The organism is Enterobacter sp. K16B (assembly GCF_020216105.1).
Lineage (GTDB): Bacteria > Pseudomonadota > Gammaproteobacteria > Enterobacterales > Enterobacteriaceae > Enterobacter > Enterobacter sichuanensis.
The window spans coordinates 1-15,389 of record NZ_JAIWJZ010000046.1; the positions used below are offsets into that span (position 1 = coordinate 1).

General features: G+C 56.0%; 14 protein-coding genes. 11 read left to right on the forward strand and 3 right to left on the reverse strand.

Annotated features, from left to right (window positions below; genetic code table 11):
* The 7 genes from kdpB to potE all read left to right on the forward strand — a co-directional run.
* Nucleotides 1-1,749 (forward strand): potassium-transporting ATPase subunit KdpB (gene kdpB / locus LDK53_RS10930; RefSeq protein ID WP_225287210.1); only part of this gene is annotated, 1,749 nt, incomplete at its 5' end.
* Nucleotides 1,750-1,761: 12 nt separating this feature from the next.
* On the forward strand, nt 1,762-2,337 hold the full coding sequence (gene kdpC, locus LDK53_RS10935) for a potassium-transporting ATPase subunit KdpC (RefSeq protein ID WP_025756364.1): 576 nt from the start codon (nt 1,762-1,764) through the stop codon (nt 2,335-2,337).
* Nucleotides 2,338-5,025: a two-component system sensor histidine kinase KdpD gene (gene kdpD / locus LDK53_RS10940; protein ID WP_045286152.1), complete on the forward strand. Its 2,688-nt coding sequence runs from the start codon at nt 2,338-2,340 to the stop codon at nt 5,023-5,025.
* Nucleotides 5,022-5,699 carry a two-component system response regulator KdpE gene (kdpE, locus tag LDK53_RS10945; RefSeq protein WP_025756362.1) on the forward strand — a complete coding sequence of 226 codons (678 nt, stop codon included), beginning with the start codon at nt 5,022-5,024 and terminating at the stop codon, nt 5,697-5,699. The genes kdpD and kdpE overlap by 4 nt, the downstream gene beginning before the upstream one ends.
* A gap of 278 nt (nt 5,700-5,977) precedes the next feature.
* On the forward strand, nt 5,978-6,082 hold the full coding sequence (speFL, locus tag LDK53_RS10950; protein WP_003858645.1) for a leader peptide SpeFL: 105 nt from the start codon (nt 5,978-5,980) through the stop codon (nt 6,080-6,082).
* A 254-nt stretch (nt 6,083-6,336) separates the two neighbouring features.
* On the forward strand, nt 6,337-8,535 hold the full coding sequence (speF, locus tag LDK53_RS10955; protein ID WP_225287211.1) for an ornithine decarboxylase SpeF: 2,199 nt from the start codon (nt 6,337-6,339) through the stop codon (nt 8,533-8,535).
* On the forward strand, nt 8,532-9,845 hold the full coding sequence (gene potE / locus LDK53_RS10960; protein WP_059386050.1) for a putrescine-ornithine antiporter: 1,314 nt from the start codon (nt 8,532-8,534) through the stop codon (nt 9,843-9,845). The genes speF and potE overlap by 4 nt, the downstream gene beginning before the upstream one ends.
* A 90-nt stretch (nt 9,846-9,935) precedes the next feature.
* On the opposite strand, the gene pgm is transcribed toward potE, so the two are convergent.
* Together pgm and seqA are read right to left on the reverse strand one after the other, a co-directional pair.
* On the reverse strand, nt 9,936-11,576 hold the full coding sequence (pgm, locus tag LDK53_RS10965) for a phosphoglucomutase (alpha-D-glucose-1,6-bisphosphate-dependent) (RefSeq protein ID WP_025756359.1): 1,641 nt from the start codon (nt 11,574-11,576) through the stop codon (nt 9,936-9,938).
* Nucleotides 11,577-11,600: 24 nt separating this feature from the next.
* On the reverse strand, nt 11,601-12,149 hold the full coding sequence (seqA, locus tag LDK53_RS10970) for a replication initiation negative regulator SeqA (RefSeq protein ID WP_225287212.1): 549 nt from the start codon (nt 12,147-12,149) through the stop codon (nt 11,601-11,603).
* Between the two features lie 183 nt (nt 12,150-12,332).
* On the opposite strand from seqA, the gene ybfF reads away from it, so the two are divergent.
* The 4 genes from ybfF (at nt 12,333) to fur (ending at nt 14,945) form a co-directional block, all read left to right on the forward strand.
* Complete coding sequence (gene ybfF / locus LDK53_RS10975) at nt 12,333-13,106, forward strand: esterase (protein WP_225287213.1); 774 nt, start codon at nt 12,333-12,335, stop codon at nt 13,104-13,106.
* 128 nt (nt 13,107-13,234) lie between these two features.
* Nucleotides 13,235-13,522: a LexA regulated protein gene (gene ybfE / locus LDK53_RS10980; protein WP_023334913.1), complete on the forward strand. Its 288-nt coding sequence runs from the start codon at nt 13,235-13,237 to the stop codon at nt 13,520-13,522.
* A gap of 155 nt (nt 13,523-13,677) precedes the next feature.
* Nucleotides 13,678-14,208 (forward strand): flavodoxin FldA, encoded by a 531-nt coding sequence (gene fldA, locus LDK53_RS10985; RefSeq protein WP_008501067.1) that lies wholly within the window; start codon nt 13,678-13,680, stop codon nt 14,206-14,208.
* Nucleotides 14,209-14,498: 290 nt separating this feature from the next.
* Complete coding sequence (fur, locus tag LDK53_RS10990) at nt 14,499-14,945, forward strand: ferric iron uptake transcriptional regulator (protein ID WP_014169146.1); 447 nt, start codon at nt 14,499-14,501, stop codon at nt 14,943-14,945.
* A 106-nt stretch (nt 14,946-15,051) separates the two neighbouring features.
* On the opposite strand, the gene chiQ is transcribed toward fur, so the two are convergent.
* Nucleotides 15,052-15,381 (reverse strand): ChiQ/YbfN family lipoprotein, encoded by a 330-nt coding sequence (gene chiQ / locus LDK53_RS10995; RefSeq protein ID WP_045286162.1) that lies wholly within the window; start codon nt 15,379-15,381, stop codon nt 15,052-15,054.
* Between the last annotated feature and the right edge of the window lie 8 nt (nt 15,382-15,389).

The following is a 15,389-nucleotide window of genomic DNA, read 5'->3' on the forward strand; positions in this document are numbered from 1 at the left end:
AAAAAACCCGCCTTCGCGCGCAAGCTACGTGAACCAAAATACGGCGCGCAGATGGACCACGTCCCGGCGGATGAACTGCGTAAAGGCGATGTGGTGCTGGTGGAAGCGGGCGACATCATCCCCTGCGACGGGGAAGTTATTGAGGGGGGCGCATCGGTGGACGAAAGCGCCATCACCGGGGAATCTGCGCCGGTGATCCGTGAATCCGGCGGCGATTTTGCCTCCGTGACGGGCGGGACGCGCATTCTCTCCGACTGGCTGGTGATCCAGTGCAGCGTTAACCCGGGTGAGACCTTCCTCGACAGGATGATCGCCATGGTGGAAGGCGCGCAGCGTCGGAAAACCCCTAACGAAATTGCGCTGACCATCCTGCTGGTGGCCTTAACCATTGTCTTCCTGCTGGCAACGGCAACGCTCTGGCCGTTCTCCGCCTATGGCGGCACCGCGGTCACCGTCACTGTTCTGGTGGCACTGCTGGTCTGTCTGATCCCCACCACGATTGGTGGTCTGCTGTCGGCCATCGGCGTGGCCGGTATGAGCCGTATGCTCGGTGCCAACGTCATCGCCACCAGCGGGCGGGCGGTGGAAGCCGCCGGTGACGTGGATGTCTTGCTGCTGGATAAAACCGGGACCATCACACTGGGTAACCGCCAGGCGTCAGACTTCTTACCCGCCCCGGGCGTGGATGAAAAAACGCTGGCGGATGCCGCCCAGCTCTCTTCCCTTGCCGATGAAACCCCGGAAGGCCGCAGCATTGTGATCCTCGCCAAACAGCGCTTCAACCTGCGCCAGCGCGACGTACAGAGCCTGCATGCCACTTTCGTGCCCTTCACGGCGCAAACCCGCATGAGCGGCATCAACATCCAGGACCGCATGATCCGTAAAGGTTCCGTTGACGCCATCCGTCGCCACATTGAGGCCAACAACGGTCATTTCCCACCGGAAGTGGACAGCCTGGTCGAGAGCGTGGCCCGTCAGGGGGCGACGCCGCTGGTGGTGGCCGAAGGGGCGCGCGTGCTCGGGGTCATTGCCCTGAAGGACATCGTCAAAGGCGGCATCAAAGAGCGCTTTGCCCAGCTGCGCAAGATGGGGATCAAAACGGTGATGATCACCGGGGATAACCGGCTGACTGCCGCGGCGATTGCCGCCGAAGCGGGCGTGGATGATTTTCTTTCCGAAGCCACCCCGGAAGCCAAACTGGCATTGATTCGTCAATATCAGGCGGAAGGCCGTCTGGTGGCGATGACCGGTGACGGGACCAACGATGCCCCTGCCCTCGCACAGGCTGACGTGGCGGTAGCGATGAACTCCGGTACCCAGGCCGCAAAAGAGGCGGGCAACATGGTCGACCTGGACTCCAACCCGACCAAGCTGATTGAAGTGGTGCACATTGGCAAGCAAATGCTGATGACCCGCGGTTCGCTGACCACGTTCAGCATCGCCAACGACGTGGCGAAGTATTTCGCCATCATTCCGGCCGCGTTTGCTGCGACTTATCCGCAGTTAAACGCGCTGAATGTGATGCATCTGCACTCCCCGGCCTCGGCCATTTTGAGCGCAGTAATTTTTAACGCCCTGATTATTGTCTTCCTGATCCCGCTGGCGCTGAAAGGCGTGAGCTATAAGCCGCTCACCGCCGCCGCCATGCTGCGCCGTAACCTGTGGATTTACGGCCTGGGCGGGCTGGTGGTGCCCTTCATCGGTATCAAGGTTATTGACCTGCTGTTGACGCTGTTCGGCCTGGTTTAAAAGGTGAATCAAATGACGATGTTACGCCCCGCTATACTTCTGTTTATTCTGCTGTCTCTTATTACCGGCGGGTTGTACCCGCTGGTGACCACCGCGCTGGGCCAGTGGTGGTTTAAGGATCGAGCCAACGGCTCGCTGATTATGCAAAATGGCGAAAACCGCGGTTCGCGCCTGATTGGTCAGAACTTTACGGATGCCCGCTACTTCCAGGGACGCCCTTCCGCCACTGCCGAAAGCCCGTATAATCCGATGGCATCCGGCGGCAGTAACCTGGCGGGCAGCAACCCTGAGCTGGACAAAGCCGTCACTGAGCGCGTGGCCGCTCTTCGCGCCGCTAATCCACAGGCCAGTCAGCATGTTCCCGTGGAGCTGGTAACCGCCTCGGCCAGCGGGCTGGACTATAGCCTGACGCCGGCAGCGGTGGCATGGCAGATCCCGCGCGTCGCCGCTGCCCGTCAGTTGACCGTTGAGCAGGTTAGCCAGCTGGTTGCCGAGCACACGCAAAAGCCGCTGGTCAGCTTTATCGGCATGCCCGTGGTAAATATTGTTGAGCTGAATCTGGCGCTGGACGCGCTAAGGAAAAACTAAATGACCGACGAGCCCATGCGCCCGGATCCGGACAGGCTGCTCGAACAAACAGCTGAAGCCCATCGCGGCAAACTGAAAATTTTCTTTGGCGCCTGCGCAGGCGTCGGGAAAACCTTCGCCATGCTGACAGAAGCCCAGCGGCTTCGGGCGCAGGGGCTCGATATTCTGATCGGCGTGGTTGAAACCCATGGCCGCAAAGAGACGGCATCGCTGCTGAAGGGGCTGGCCACTCAGCCGCCCCGACGCATCAGTCATCGTGGTCGGTTAGTCACCGAATTCGATCTCGATGCCGCCCTCGCCCGCCGTCCCGCCCTTATCCTGATGGACGAACTGGCGCACAGCAATGCGCCAGGCTCACGCCATCCAAAACGCTGGCAGGACGTGGAAGAGTTACTGGAAGCCGGCATCGATGTATTCACGACGGTTAACGTTCAGCATCTCGAAAGCCTGAACGACGTGGTGAGCGGCGTGACCGGTATTCAGGTCCGTGAGACGGTGCCCGACCCCTTCTTTGATTCCGCGGACGAAGTGGTGCTGGTCGACCTGCCCCCCGATGATTTGCGCCAGCGCCTGCATGAAGGCAAAGTCTATATCGCCGGTCAGGCCGAACGCGCCATCGAACATTTCTTCCGTAAAGGCAACCTGATTGCCCTGCGCGAGCTGGCTCTGCGCCGCACCGCCGACCGGGTGGACGATCAAATGCGCGCCTGGCGTGACCTGCAGGGACAGGAGCGCGTCTGGCATACGCGGGACGCCATCCTGCTGTGCGTGGGGCACGGTAGCGGCAATGAAAAACTTGTCCGCACCGCCGCTCGCCTGGCGGCCAAATTTGGCAGCGTCTGGCACGCGGTGTATGTCGAAACGCCGCAGCTGCACGCGCTGCCTGAAAACCAGCGTCGCGCTATTCTGAGTTCGCTGCGCCTGGCGCAGGAACTGGGCGCGGAAACCGCCACCCTTTCCGATCCTCAGGAAGATAAAGCCATTCTGCGCTACGCGCGTGAGCATAACCTGGGGAAAATCGTGATTGGCCGTCGCCAGCATCGCCGCTGGTTTAGCCGCGAATCCTTTGCCGACAAACTGGCCCACCGCGCGCCGGATCTGGATCTGGTGATCGTGGCGCTGGATGACAAACCCACGCCGTTACCCAACCGCGCACCGGACAGCCGCACCTTCAGCGATAAGTGGCGCATTCAGCTCCGCGGCTGTCTTGTGGCCGTGGTGCTCTGTGCCCTGATCACCGTCATTGCCAGCCAGTGGCTGATAGCCTTTGATGCCGCCAACCTGGTGATGATCTACCTTCTTGGCGTGGTGGTGGTGGCGCTCTTTTACGGGCGCTGGCCGTCAGTACTGGCGACGGTTATCAACGTCATCAGCTTCGATCTGTTCTTTATTGCCCCCCGCGGAACGCTCGCCGTGTCGGATGTGCAGTACATACTCACCTTTGCGGTAATGCTCACCGTCGGGCTGGTGATTGGGAATCTGACGGCGGGCGTGCGCTATCAGGCGCGTATCGCCCGCTACCGCGAACAGCGCACCCGCCATCTCTATGAGATGTCGAAATCGCTGGCGGTGGGCCGTACCCCGCTGGATATTGTGCAGACCAGCGAGCAGTTTATCCGCTCGACGTTTCATGCCAGCAACCTGATTTTACTCCCGGACGAACACGGCAAGCTGCGCCCGCTGACGTCGGCCTCGGGCATGACGCCCTGGGACGAGGCTATCGCACGCTGGAGCTTTGACAAAGGGTTACCGGCTGGCGCAGGGACCGACACCCTGCCCGGCGTGCCCTATCAAATTCTGCCCCTGCGCAGTGCCGATAAAAATCAGGGGCTGGTCATCGTTGAGCCCTCCAACCTGCGCCAGCTGATGATCCCTGAACAGCAGCGGCTGCTGGAAACCTTCACCCTGCTGGTGGCCAGCGCGCTGGAACGGCTGGCGCTCACCGCCAGCGAAGAGCAGGCCCGGCTGGCAAGCGAACGTGAAAGTATTCGTAACTCGCTGCTGGCAGCGCTGTCTCATGACCTTCGAACCCCGCTCACCGTCCTGTTTGGTCAGTCAGAGATCCTGACGCTGGACCTGGCGGCGGAAGGCTCTAAGCACGCCCTTCAGGCCAGCGAGATCCGCCAGCACGTGTTGAACACCACGCGCCTGGTGAATAACCTGCTTGATATGGCGCGTATTCAGTCTGGCGGTTTTAACCTCAAAAAAGAGTGGCTCACGCTTGAAGAGGTGGTGGGCAGCGCCCTGAAAATGCTCGAGCCTGGCCTCGGTGGGCGGCATATCGCGCTCAACATGCCCGAGCCACTCACCCTGATTCACGTTGATGGCCCGCTGTTTGAACGCGTGCTGATCAACCTGCTGGAAAATGCCGGCAAATATGCCGGTGCCAGTGCACGGATTGGCGTGGATGCGACGGTGGAAGAGGGAACGCTGCATCTTGACGTCTGGGATACTGGTCCGGGCATTCCTGCCGGGCAAGAGCTGGCTATTTTTGAAAAATTCGCGCGCGGCAATAAGGAGTCGGCCATTCCGGGCGTTGGGCTGGGGCTGGCCATTTGCCAGGCGATCATTGACGTTCACGGCGGGTCCATTTCCGCAGAGAATCGTCCGGAAGGCGGTGCGCGTTTTTGTGTTACACTTCCTCTGGAAACCCCGCCAGAACTTAATGAATTACCAGAGGATTTGTGATCAACGTTCTGATTGTTGAAGATGAGATCGCCATTAGCCGGTTTCTGCGCGCTGCGCTGGAAGGAGATGGCCTGCGCGTGCATGATGCGGGTACGCTGCAGCGGGGTTTAATTGAAGCCGCCACCCGCAAACCGGACCTGGTGATCCTCGATCTTGGTCTACCGGACGGTGACGGCATCGATTTCATTCGGGAAGTCCGCCAGTGGAGCCAGATGCCGATTCTGGTGCTCTCCGCCCGCACAGAAGAGACGGATAAAATTGCCGCGCTGGATGCCGGGGCGGATGACTACCTGATTAAACCCTTTGGTATCGGCGAACTGCAGGCGCGCCTTCGCGTGGCGCTGCGTCGTCACAGTGCCTCTACGCCTGCCGATCCCACTTACACGTTTGGTGATATCCGGGTTGACCTTGCCGCACGACGCATTGTGCGCGGTGAAGAGGAGATCCATCTCACGCCAATCGAGTTTCGCCTGCTCGCCGTGCTGCTCAACAACCACGGCAAGGTGCTCACCCAACGCCAGCTGTTAAGTCAGGTATGGGGCCCCAATGCTGTAGAACATAGTCACTATTTGCGCATATATATGGGGCACCTTCGTCAGAAACTCGAAATCGATCCCGCTCGCCCTCGCCATTTATTAACTGAAACCGGTATCGGTTATCGGTTTATGCTCTGAATAACTATTCATTTTATTTTAAATAAAAACAAAACCAACCAGAAAAATAGTTAAAAAATAACCCAGCGTTATTTTATCGGGTTATTTTCGCTCATTTAAGACATTGACAATACAATCCATTAACAGACTATCAACAAATCAGCATTTTGATCTGCGATATTCATCAAAAACGAATATTTATTTCTGATTTGATCGGTTAACGGTGATCTGTTTCACAGTTAATCGCCTTTTCCTGGATAAAATGACCATGCTTTCAATTACTGAAAGGAAAATGAAACATGGAAAACAACAATCGTTTAATGCCCCATATAAGGCGGACAACACATATCATGATGTTTGCCCACCGAAACTGCTTTGACTTTCATCTCTTTAATGCCCGGTAGTCCTTCGACTTCTGGCGCACTCGCTTACAGGTTATCCTGAAACTCCCTATTTTACAGGCTGTTGCCTGTAACCTCGTGCGCTCATTTAACGTGATTCAGACTCATCCGCACCGGGCGGACTGAATTGCCATCATAAAAAAGCAATTCACTGATTTTTAATCAGCGGCCACCTTTTGCTTTTTTTCCGGAAAATTATCGATTTCTTTTTTGCAAGAAATCGAGGGACTTTTATTACCTAAAATAAAGAGAGAAAGATGAACAGTTTAAAAATTGCAGCCAGCCGTGCCTGTCCGGATTGTTTTACCACCCAGCGTGAACTGGTGGATGTACGGGCCTCGGATTATATTGATGTTGCCGCTATTGTTCTGGCCGTCAGCGATATTACCGACGGTATACTGGACGAAATAGAAGCCACCGGATTTGGTATTCCTGTTTTTGTCGCGACGCACAAAGAAGAGATCATCCCGGCAGACTATTTATCACGCATTCATGGCGTATTTGAGTATTCAGACACCAGCAACGACTTTTATGGACGTCAACTTGAAGCGGCAGCGCAGAAGTATGAAACCCAGCTGCGCCCGCCGTTTTTCCGCGCCCTGGTCGATTATGTGAAACAGGGCAACAGCGCGTTTGACTGCCCGGGGCATCAGGGCGGGCAATTCTTCCGCCGTCACCCTGCCGGGAACCAGTTTGTCGACTTCTTTGGTGAGACGCTTTTCCGTGCCGATTTGTGCAACGCCGACGTGGCGATGGGGGACCTGCTGATCCACGAAGGCGCACCGTGCATCGCCCAGCAGCATGCGGCCAAAGTCTTTAATGCCGATAAGACTTACTTCGTACTGAATGGCACTTCATCATCTAACAAAGTGGTGCTTAACGCCCTGCTCACGCCGGGTGACCTGGTCTTGTTCGACCGTAACAACCATAAATCCAACCATCACGGTGCCCTCCTTCAGGCAGGCGCTACGCCGGTCTATCTGGAAACCGCGCGCAACCCGTACGGTTTTATCGGTGGTATTGACGCCCACTGCTTTGATGAACGTTATCTGCGCGAGCTTGTGGCAGAGGTGGCGCCTGGCCGTGCACGCGATGCGCGTCCGTTCCGCCTGGCGGTGATCCAGCTGGGTACCTACGATGGCACCATCTATAACGCCCGTCAGGTGGTGGATAAGATTGGTCATCTGTGCGATTACATCCTGTTTGACTCGGCCTGGGTGGGTTACGAGCAGTTTATTCCGATGATGGCCGACTGCTCTCCGCTGTTGCTGGAGCTGAACGAAAACGACCCGGGGATCCTGGTGACCCAGTCTGTGCACAAACAGCAGGCGGGCTTCTCACAGACCTCGCAAATCCACAAGAAAGACAGCCACATCAAAGGTCAACAGCGCTATGTCCCGCATAAGCGGCTGAATAACGCCTTTATGATGCACGCCTCCACCAGCCCGTTCTATCCGCTGTTTGCCGCGCTGGACATCAACGCCCGGATGCATGAAGGCCAGAGCGGCCGCAACATGTGGATGGATTGCGTGGTGAACGGTATCGAAGCGCGAAAATTAATTCTGGAGAACTGCCACTACCTGCGTCCGTTCGTACCCGAAACGGTAGATGGTCGTCCCTGGGAAAGCTGGGACACGGCGGAAATTGCGACCGACCTGCGTTTCTTCCATTTCGTACCGGGTGAACACTGGCACGCTTTTGAAGGCTACGCTGAGCACCAGTATTTTATCGACCCGTGCAAGCTCTTGCTGACCACGCCGGGCATTAACGCCCGCACCGGCGAGTATGACGACTTTGGCGTGCCTGCCACTATCCTCGCCAACTTCCTGCGTGAAAATGGCATTGTGCCGGAGAAATGCGATCTCAACTCGATCCTGTTCCTGCTCACGCCAGCGGAAGATATGGGCAAACTGCAGCAGCTGGTGGCGCAGCTGGTCCGCTTCGAAAAACTGCTCGAGAGCGATGCCCCGTTAAAAGAGGTGCTGCCTTCCATCTGCAGACAACATCCGGATCGCTACGCGAATTACACCCTGCGCCAGATCTGCCAGGAGATGCATGACCTGTACGCCCGCCACAACGTGAAACAGCTACAGAAAGAGATGTTCCGCAAATCTCACTTCCCACGCGTGATGATGAACCCGCAGGACGCGAACTACGCCTATCTGCGCGGCGAGGTCGAACTGGTATCCCTGCGCGACGCGGAAGGCCGCATCGCCGCCGAAGGCGCCCTTCCTTATCCGCCAGGAGTGCTGTGCGTTGTTCCGGGGGAAGTCTGGGGCGGTTCCGTGCTGCGCTACTTTGCCGCGCTGGAAGAAGGCATCAACCTGTTACCGGGCTTTGCGCCCGAGCTGCAGGGGGTCTACGTCGAAGAGTGCGAGGGTCGCAAACAGGTTCGCTGCAATGTCATCAAACAACCCGCCGCTCAGCCCGCGCTGCTGAAAGGAGAGACATTATGAGTAAGTCCAATAAGATGGGCGTAATGCAGCTCACCATCCTCACTATGGTGAATATGATGGGATCGGGGATCATCATGCTGCCCACCAAGCTTGCAGAAGTGGGGACCATTTCGATTATCTCCTGGCTGGTGACCGCCTTAGGTTCAATGGCGCTGGCATGGGCGTTTGCCAAGTGCGGAATGTTCAGCCGCAAGTCAGGCGGTATGGGGGGCTATGCCGAATATGCCTTTGGTAAGTCCGGCAACTTTATGGCCAACTATACCTACGGGGTGTCACTGCTGATCGCTAACGTGGCCATTGCTATTTCCGCCGTCGGTTACGGCACAGAGCTGTTTGGCGCGACGCTTAGCCCGGTACAGATTGGTTTAGCCACCATCGGCGTACTGTGGATCTGCACCGTGGCCAACTTTGGCGGCGCGCGCATCACCGGCCAGCTCAGCAGCATCACCGTCTGGGGCGTAATCATCCCGGTTGTCGGCCTGTGCATCATCGGCTGGTTCTGGTTCAGCCCGACCCTGTACGCTAACTCATGGAACCCGCACCATGTACCGTTCTTTACCGCAGTGGGCTCTTCTATCGCCATGACGCTGTGGGCCTTCCTCGGCCTGGAATCCGCCTGCGCGAATGCGGAAGTGGTGGAGAATCCGGAAAAGAACGTTCCGATTGCCGTTCTTGGTGGCACGCTCGGCGCGGCGGTGATCTATATCGTCTCGACGAACGTGATTGCAGGCATCGTGCCGAACATGGACCTGGCAAACTCCACGGCGCCGTTCGGGCTGGCTTTTGCGCAGATGTTCACTCCAGGCGTCGGGAAAGTGATCATGGGTCTGATGGTGATGTCCTGCTGCGGGTCACTTCTCGGCTGGCAATTTACTATCGCTCAGGTATTTAAATCTTCGGCTGATGAAGGCTACTTCCCGAAAATCTTCTCCCGCGTGACCAAAGCCGATGCGCCGGTGCAGGGCATGTTAGCGATTGTCATCTTCCAGAGCGGATTGTCGCTGATGACCATCAGCCCGTCGCTGAACAGCCAGTTCAACGTGCTGGTCAACCTGGCGGTCGTGACGAATATCATTCCATATATTCTGTCGATGGCGGCGCTGGTGATTATTCAGAAGGTCGCGAAAGTGGAACCACGCAAAGCGCGCGCGGCGAACATCGTGGCGTTGATTGGGGCGATTTACAGCTTCTATGCGCTTTACTCATCCGGGCAGGAGGCGATGCTGTATGGTGCGATGGTGACCTTTATGGGCTGGACGCTGTACGGTCTGGTGTCACCGCGGTTTGAATTGAAGAATAAGCACAGTTGAAAAAAAGCCCGGTGGCGCTAGCGCTTACCGGGCCTACGATCGTTGTTGTAGGCCGGGCAAACGCAGTGCCGCCCGGCACACAAACCGCGCTTACGCGTTTTTCAGCACTTCGCTGACAATCTCTACCGCTTCTTTCTCAATCTGCTGACGGTGCTCAGCGCCAAGGAAACTTTCGCAATAGATTTTATACGCATCTTCCGTACCGGATGGACGTGCCGCGAACCAGCCGTTGTCGGTCATCACTTTCAGTCCGCCAATGGATGCACCGTTACCCGGTGCCGCCGTCAAACGGGCAGTGATCGGGTCGCCCGCCAGGGTGCTTGCGCTGACCATCTCAGGAGAGAGTTTCGACAGCGCCGCTTTCTGGGCAGACGTCGCGCTGGCCTGAATACGGTTATAGCTCGGCGCACCAAAGCGTGCCGCCAGGTCGTTATAATGTTCCTGCGGGTTTTTACCAGTGACCGCGGTGATTTCCGCCGCCAGCAGGCACATGATGATGCCGTCTTTATCGGTTGACCACGGCGTGCCGTCGAAGCGCAGGAAAGATGCCCCCGCGCTCTCTTCACCACCGAAGCCGAAGCTGCCGTCGTGCAGACCGTCAACAAACCATTTGAAGCCAACCGGTACTTCCACCAGCTTGCGGCCCAGCGCATCAACCACGCGGTCGATCATGGCTGAAGAGACCAGCGTCTTACCGACAGCCACCTCTTTGCCCCACTGCGGACGGTGCTGGAACAGGTAGTTAATCGCAACCGCCAGATAGTGGTTCGGGTTCATCAGCCCGGCCGGGGTGACAATACCGTGGCGGTCATAATCCGGGTCGTTAGCAAACGCCAGGTCGAATTTATCGCGCAGCGCCAGCAGGCCCGCCATGGCACACTCTGATGAACAGTCCATACGGATCGCGCCATCTTTATCGAGGTGCATAAAGCGGAAGGTCTGATCGACGTGATCGTTCACGATGGTCAGGTCCAGCTTGTAATGCTCTGCGATACGTTTCCAGTATTCAATACCGGAGCCGCCCAGCGGATCCACGCCCAGCTTCAGCCCGGCTTTCTGAATTGCCGCCATATCGACGATATCCGCCAGCCCTTCCACGAACGGCTGAACCAGATCCTGTTCTTTCACGTGACCCGACGCCATGGCGGCATCCAGAGAAATACGTTTCACGCCTTTCAGGCCATCTGCCAGCAAGGCGTTGGCGCGATCTTCCACCACTTTGGTGACGTTGGTGTCAGCCGGACCACCGTTAGGCGGGTTGTATTTGATGCCGCCGTCTTCCGGCGGGTTGTGGGATGGCGTGATAACGATGCCGTCCGCCAGCGCGCCACCTTTTTTGTTGTGCACAAGGATAGCGTTAGAGACCGCAGGCGTTGGGGTAAAACCGTTGTTCTCCTGAACAATCACATCGACACCGTTTGCCACCAGCACTTCCAGCACCGAAATAAAGGCAGGTTCAGACAGTGCATGGGTATCTTTCCCCACGTAGCACGGACCGGTAACGCCGTTTTTAGCGCGCTCTTCTGCAATGGCCTGAGCAATGGCCAGAATGTGCGGTTCGTTAAAGCTGTGGCGCGCCGCGCTACCGCGGTGGCCAGATGTACCAAACTTCACTGCGTGTTCTGCGTTGCCCACGACCGGTTTCAGCACGTAATACTGCGCGGTCAGCTGAGCGACGTTAATCAAATCGCTTTGTTGTGCAGGTTGGCCTGCACGGCTGTGATTTGCCATTACCGGGTCCTTCTGATGCAAGGGTTAAATTGTACCGCAAACCTTTTCAGTCAATTCCGCCGGGAACTGCATGGACTGCATGATGTGTTCAATCATGCTGCACTTGCGGCCCGTATTGGTATTGGTGATCACCCAGTACGGAGTGCCAGGGACATGTTTGGGTTTGGTTTGGTTGCCATTTTGCAGCAGCGTCTGCTCATCACCCGCGAAATAGACGCGAGTACGACCGTGAAGCGACTCGGTCGCCTCAGCAAACGCATTGTTATCCAGTGAATAAAGTGTAGACAGCACCAGCATAAAGCGGTTAACCGCCTTTTTCTGCTCCGCATATTCATCGGACAGGAGCAGCTCGCGCATCGCGCGCACTTTATCTTTTGCCGGTGTCACGGCAGGTTTTGCTTGTGCGACAACGCCCGGCTGAGACACGACATCTTTGGTGACTGGGGTAGCAGGCTGTGAAGTGGCGGAAATTTTAAGCATGCGCCGTAAAATGTCGGACGCGCTCTCCCCGATATGCCGCGTCTGGCTGGCAATATACTGATAGAGTTCGTCATCAACTTCGATTGTTTTCATCTTAATCCAGTGCGATATCTTATCTGAATACAAGTCATTGGGATTATAAGGTCAAATCCCAACAGCGGATAGCGTCAAACCAGGTTGGCCACAAAAGTCAGATTAAACTGGAACCTTGCAGCCGGGCGGCAGAATGGTCAACATGATACCCTAACCTGACATACGTAAAAAAAGAACTTTGCCATGAAATTGAATACCCGAGCGCAAACTGCACAATCGCCGAACAATAATTCTCCCATCGTACTGGTTCACGGGCTTTTTGGCAGTCTGGATAACCTGGGCGTGCTGGCGCGCGATCTGGTTACTGACCACGATATTTTGCAGGTCGATATGCGCAATCACGGTCTTTCCGGGCGTTCAGACGAGATGACCTATGCCGCGATGGCGCAGGATCTGCTGGATACGCTGGACGCCAACGGCCTGCAGAAGGTAACCCTCATCGGGCATTCAATGGGCGGCAAAGCGGTGATGGCCCTGACGGCGCGTGCGCCGGAGCGTATTAACGGCCTGGTGGTGATTGATGTCGCGCCTGTCGATTACGACGTTCGCCGTCATGACGAAATTTTTGCCGCCATCAATGCGGTCACCGAAGCGGGTGTCGCGACCCGCCAACAGGCGGCGGCCGTCATGCGTGATCATCTGGATGAAGAAGGCGTTGTGCAGTTCCTGTTGAAATCGTTTGTGGACGGACAATGGCGTTTTAACGTGCCGGTGCTCTGGGCGCAGTACAACAACATCGTGGGCTGGGAAACGGTACCGGCCTGGCCACACCCTACCCTCTTCATTCGTGGCGGTAACTCTCCTTATGTTACCGACGCGTACCGCGAGGCCATACTGGCGCAATTCCCGCAGGCGCGTGCCCACGTCATTGCCGGTGCCGGACACTGGGTTCATGCCGAAAAACCTGACGCCGTGTTGCGTGCCATTCGTCGCTATCTCTCTGATACGGCAAATTGATTAAAAAGAGAGCGACTGGAAGACTGCGGGCTTCCAGTCGTTGGCGCGCCGTTTTTGGTGATGTATGATGGCGCGCTTATCGCCCGGGCATTAGCAGGGCGGCGTGTTTCCCCCGAAGTCTCAGAATCATGGCCAAAGAACAAACGGACCGTACGACACTAGATCTGTTCGCGAATGAGCGTCGCCCGGGACGACCCAAGACGAATCCGCTTTCGCGCGATGAACAGCTGCGTATCAATAAACGCAATCAGCTTAAACGCGATAAAAATCGTGGGCTTAAGCGTGTCGAACTGAAGCTTAACGCTGACGCCGTCGATGCGCTGAACGAGCTGGCTGACGCGCGCAATATCAGCCGCAGCGAACTCATTGAAGAGATGTTGATCGCCCAGCTTGAGACGTTGCGCAGCCAGGCATAAGTCTGAAAATCCCCTTAATGACCCTTTTCATGTAGCACAGAGTGCAGTCCTGCGTGATAGCTGTTTCCGCAGGGTTGCCAGTTCTGCTATTATTGCCCTTATCCGTGGCCAAATTGCGCCACCATACTATTAAGTTTCAAGAGGTTATTTTACTCATGGCAATCATCGGCATTTTCTTCGGCAGTGATACCGGCAATACCGAAAACATCGCAAAAAACATTCAAAAACAGCTCGGTAAAGACGTTGCTGATGTGCATGACATCGCCAAGAGCAGCAAAGAAGACCTCGAAGGCTATGACATCCTGCTGCTGGGCATTCCGACCTGGTACTACGGCGAAGCCCAGTGCGACTGGGATGATTTCTTCCCGACGCTGGAAGAAGTGGACTTCAACGGTAAACTGGTTGCCCTGTTTGGCTGTGGCGATCAGGAAGACTACGCCGAGTACTTCTGTGACGCGCTGGGCACTATCCGCGACATCATCGAGCCAAATGGCGCCGTGATTGTTGGCCACTGGCCGACTGCCGGTTACCACTTCGAAGCGTCTAAAGGCCTGGCGGATGACGACCATTTCGTGGGTCTGGCCATCGACGAAGACCGTCAGCCAGAACTGACCGCAGAGCGTGTTGAGAAGTGGGTGAAGCAGATCCGCGAAGAGCTGCACCTGGACGATATTCTCAACGCCTGAGTTTTATCACGGCGCAACGGCGGTTGCGCCCGTGTTCCAGGTCAAACCGATTAAATTAATCGCTACAATCTTTTAACTTTTTCGTCCAGACCTGTACAATGTCTCCCTGATAAAACGTGGTTTTCCATTGCGCAAGTTTGTTGGTGATACCACGTTTTTATAAGCATATTTTGCCTGAGACTTGCAGTTTTCATTTAGCCATGGCAGTTCTATAATGAGACGCATTATCCCAGGTGCATTTTCTGTCACTTCCTAAGAAGTGAATCGTTTAGCAACAGGACAGATTCCGCATGACTGATAACAATACCGCATTAAAGAAGGCTGGCCTGAAAGTTACGCTTCCTCGGTTAAAAATCCTCGAAGTGCTTCAGGGTCCAGACAATCACCATGTCAGTGCGGAAGACCTTTATAAACGTCTTATCGACATGGGTGAAGAGATTGGGCTGGCTACCGTTTATCGCGTGCTGAACCAGTTTGATGACGCGGGCATTGTTACCCGTCATAATTTTGAAGGCGGAAAATCTGTCTTCGAACTGACCCAGCAGCAGCACCACGATCACCTGATCTGCCTCGATTGCGGCAAGGTCATTGAATTTAGCGATGATTCCATCGAAGCGCGTCAGCGTGAAATCGCGGCGCGTCATGGCATCCGCCTGACCAACCACAGCCTGTACCTGTATGGTCACTGTGCTGAAGGCGATTGCCGTGAAGATGATCACGCACACGACGCAAAATAATTTGTGTTCATGCTCTGAGCCAGCCGCAAGGTTGGCTTTTTTTTGCCTGTTTTCAGGCATAAAAAAACCCGGCAAGCGCAGCGCCACCGGGCAGGGTAACAGCGAATCAGTTACTGTTATTGCTACGAATCTCTTTCCAGATCTGATCGCAACGCTTCGCCACTTCCTGATCGTTACCGGTTTTACGCGCCTGGATACAGGCCTGGTAATCCATCACGCGCACCGTCTCCTGCGTCGCGAACTGCTCGTGCGCTTTCTCTTTCTTCAGCACATTCAACACGCTCTGACAGGCTTCAATTTTCTCCGGCGAACCTTCAGCGGTATTGATACATGCGCTATAGGCCTCTTTCAGCCGGGAATCTTCTTTCGGTGCCTGAGTCTGAGCACACGCCACCAGTCCCGACGCCAGCAGCGCGACAATTACGATTTTTTTCATCATGTGCA

Bases quoted from the DNA above. Each gene is read 5' to 3' on its own strand.
- kdpC (WP_025756364.1), top strand. From the start codon at position 1,762: ATGACGATGTTACGCCCCGCTATACTTCTGTTTATTCTGCTGTCTCTT.
- kdpD (WP_045286152.1), top strand. From the start codon at position 2,338: ATGACCGACGAGCCCATGCGCCCGGATCCGGACAGGCTGCTCGAACAA.
- speFL (WP_003858645.1), top strand. From the start codon at position 5,978: ATGGAAAACAACAATCGTTTAATGCCCCATATAAGGCGGACAACACAT.
- speF (WP_225287211.1), top strand. From the start codon at position 6,337: ATGAACAGTTTAAAAATTGCAGCCAGCCGTGCCTGTCCGGATTGTTTT.
- potE (WP_059386050.1), top strand. From the start codon at position 8,532: ATGAGTAAGTCCAATAAGATGGGCGTAATGCAGCTCACCATCCTCACT.
- pgm (WP_025756359.1), bottom strand. From the start codon at position 11,576: ATGGCAAATCACAGCCGTGCAGGCCAACCTGCACAACAAAGCGATTTG.
- seqA (WP_225287212.1), bottom strand. From the start codon at position 12,149: ATGAAAACAATCGAAGTTGATGACGAACTCTATCAGTATATTGCCAGC.
- ybfF (WP_225287213.1), top strand. From the start codon at position 12,333: ATGAAATTGAATACCCGAGCGCAAACTGCACAATCGCCGAACAATAAT.
- ybfE (WP_023334913.1), top strand. From the start codon at position 13,235: ATGGCCAAAGAACAAACGGACCGTACGACACTAGATCTGTTCGCGAAT.
- fldA (WP_008501067.1), top strand. From the start codon at position 13,678: ATGGCAATCATCGGCATTTTCTTCGGCAGTGATACCGGCAATACCGAA.
- fur (WP_014169146.1), top strand. From the start codon at position 14,499: ATGACTGATAACAATACCGCATTAAAGAAGGCTGGCCTGAAAGTTACG.
- chiQ (WP_045286162.1), bottom strand. From the start codon at position 15,381: ATGAAAAAAATCGTAATTGTCGCGCTGCTGGCGTCGGGACTGGTGGCG.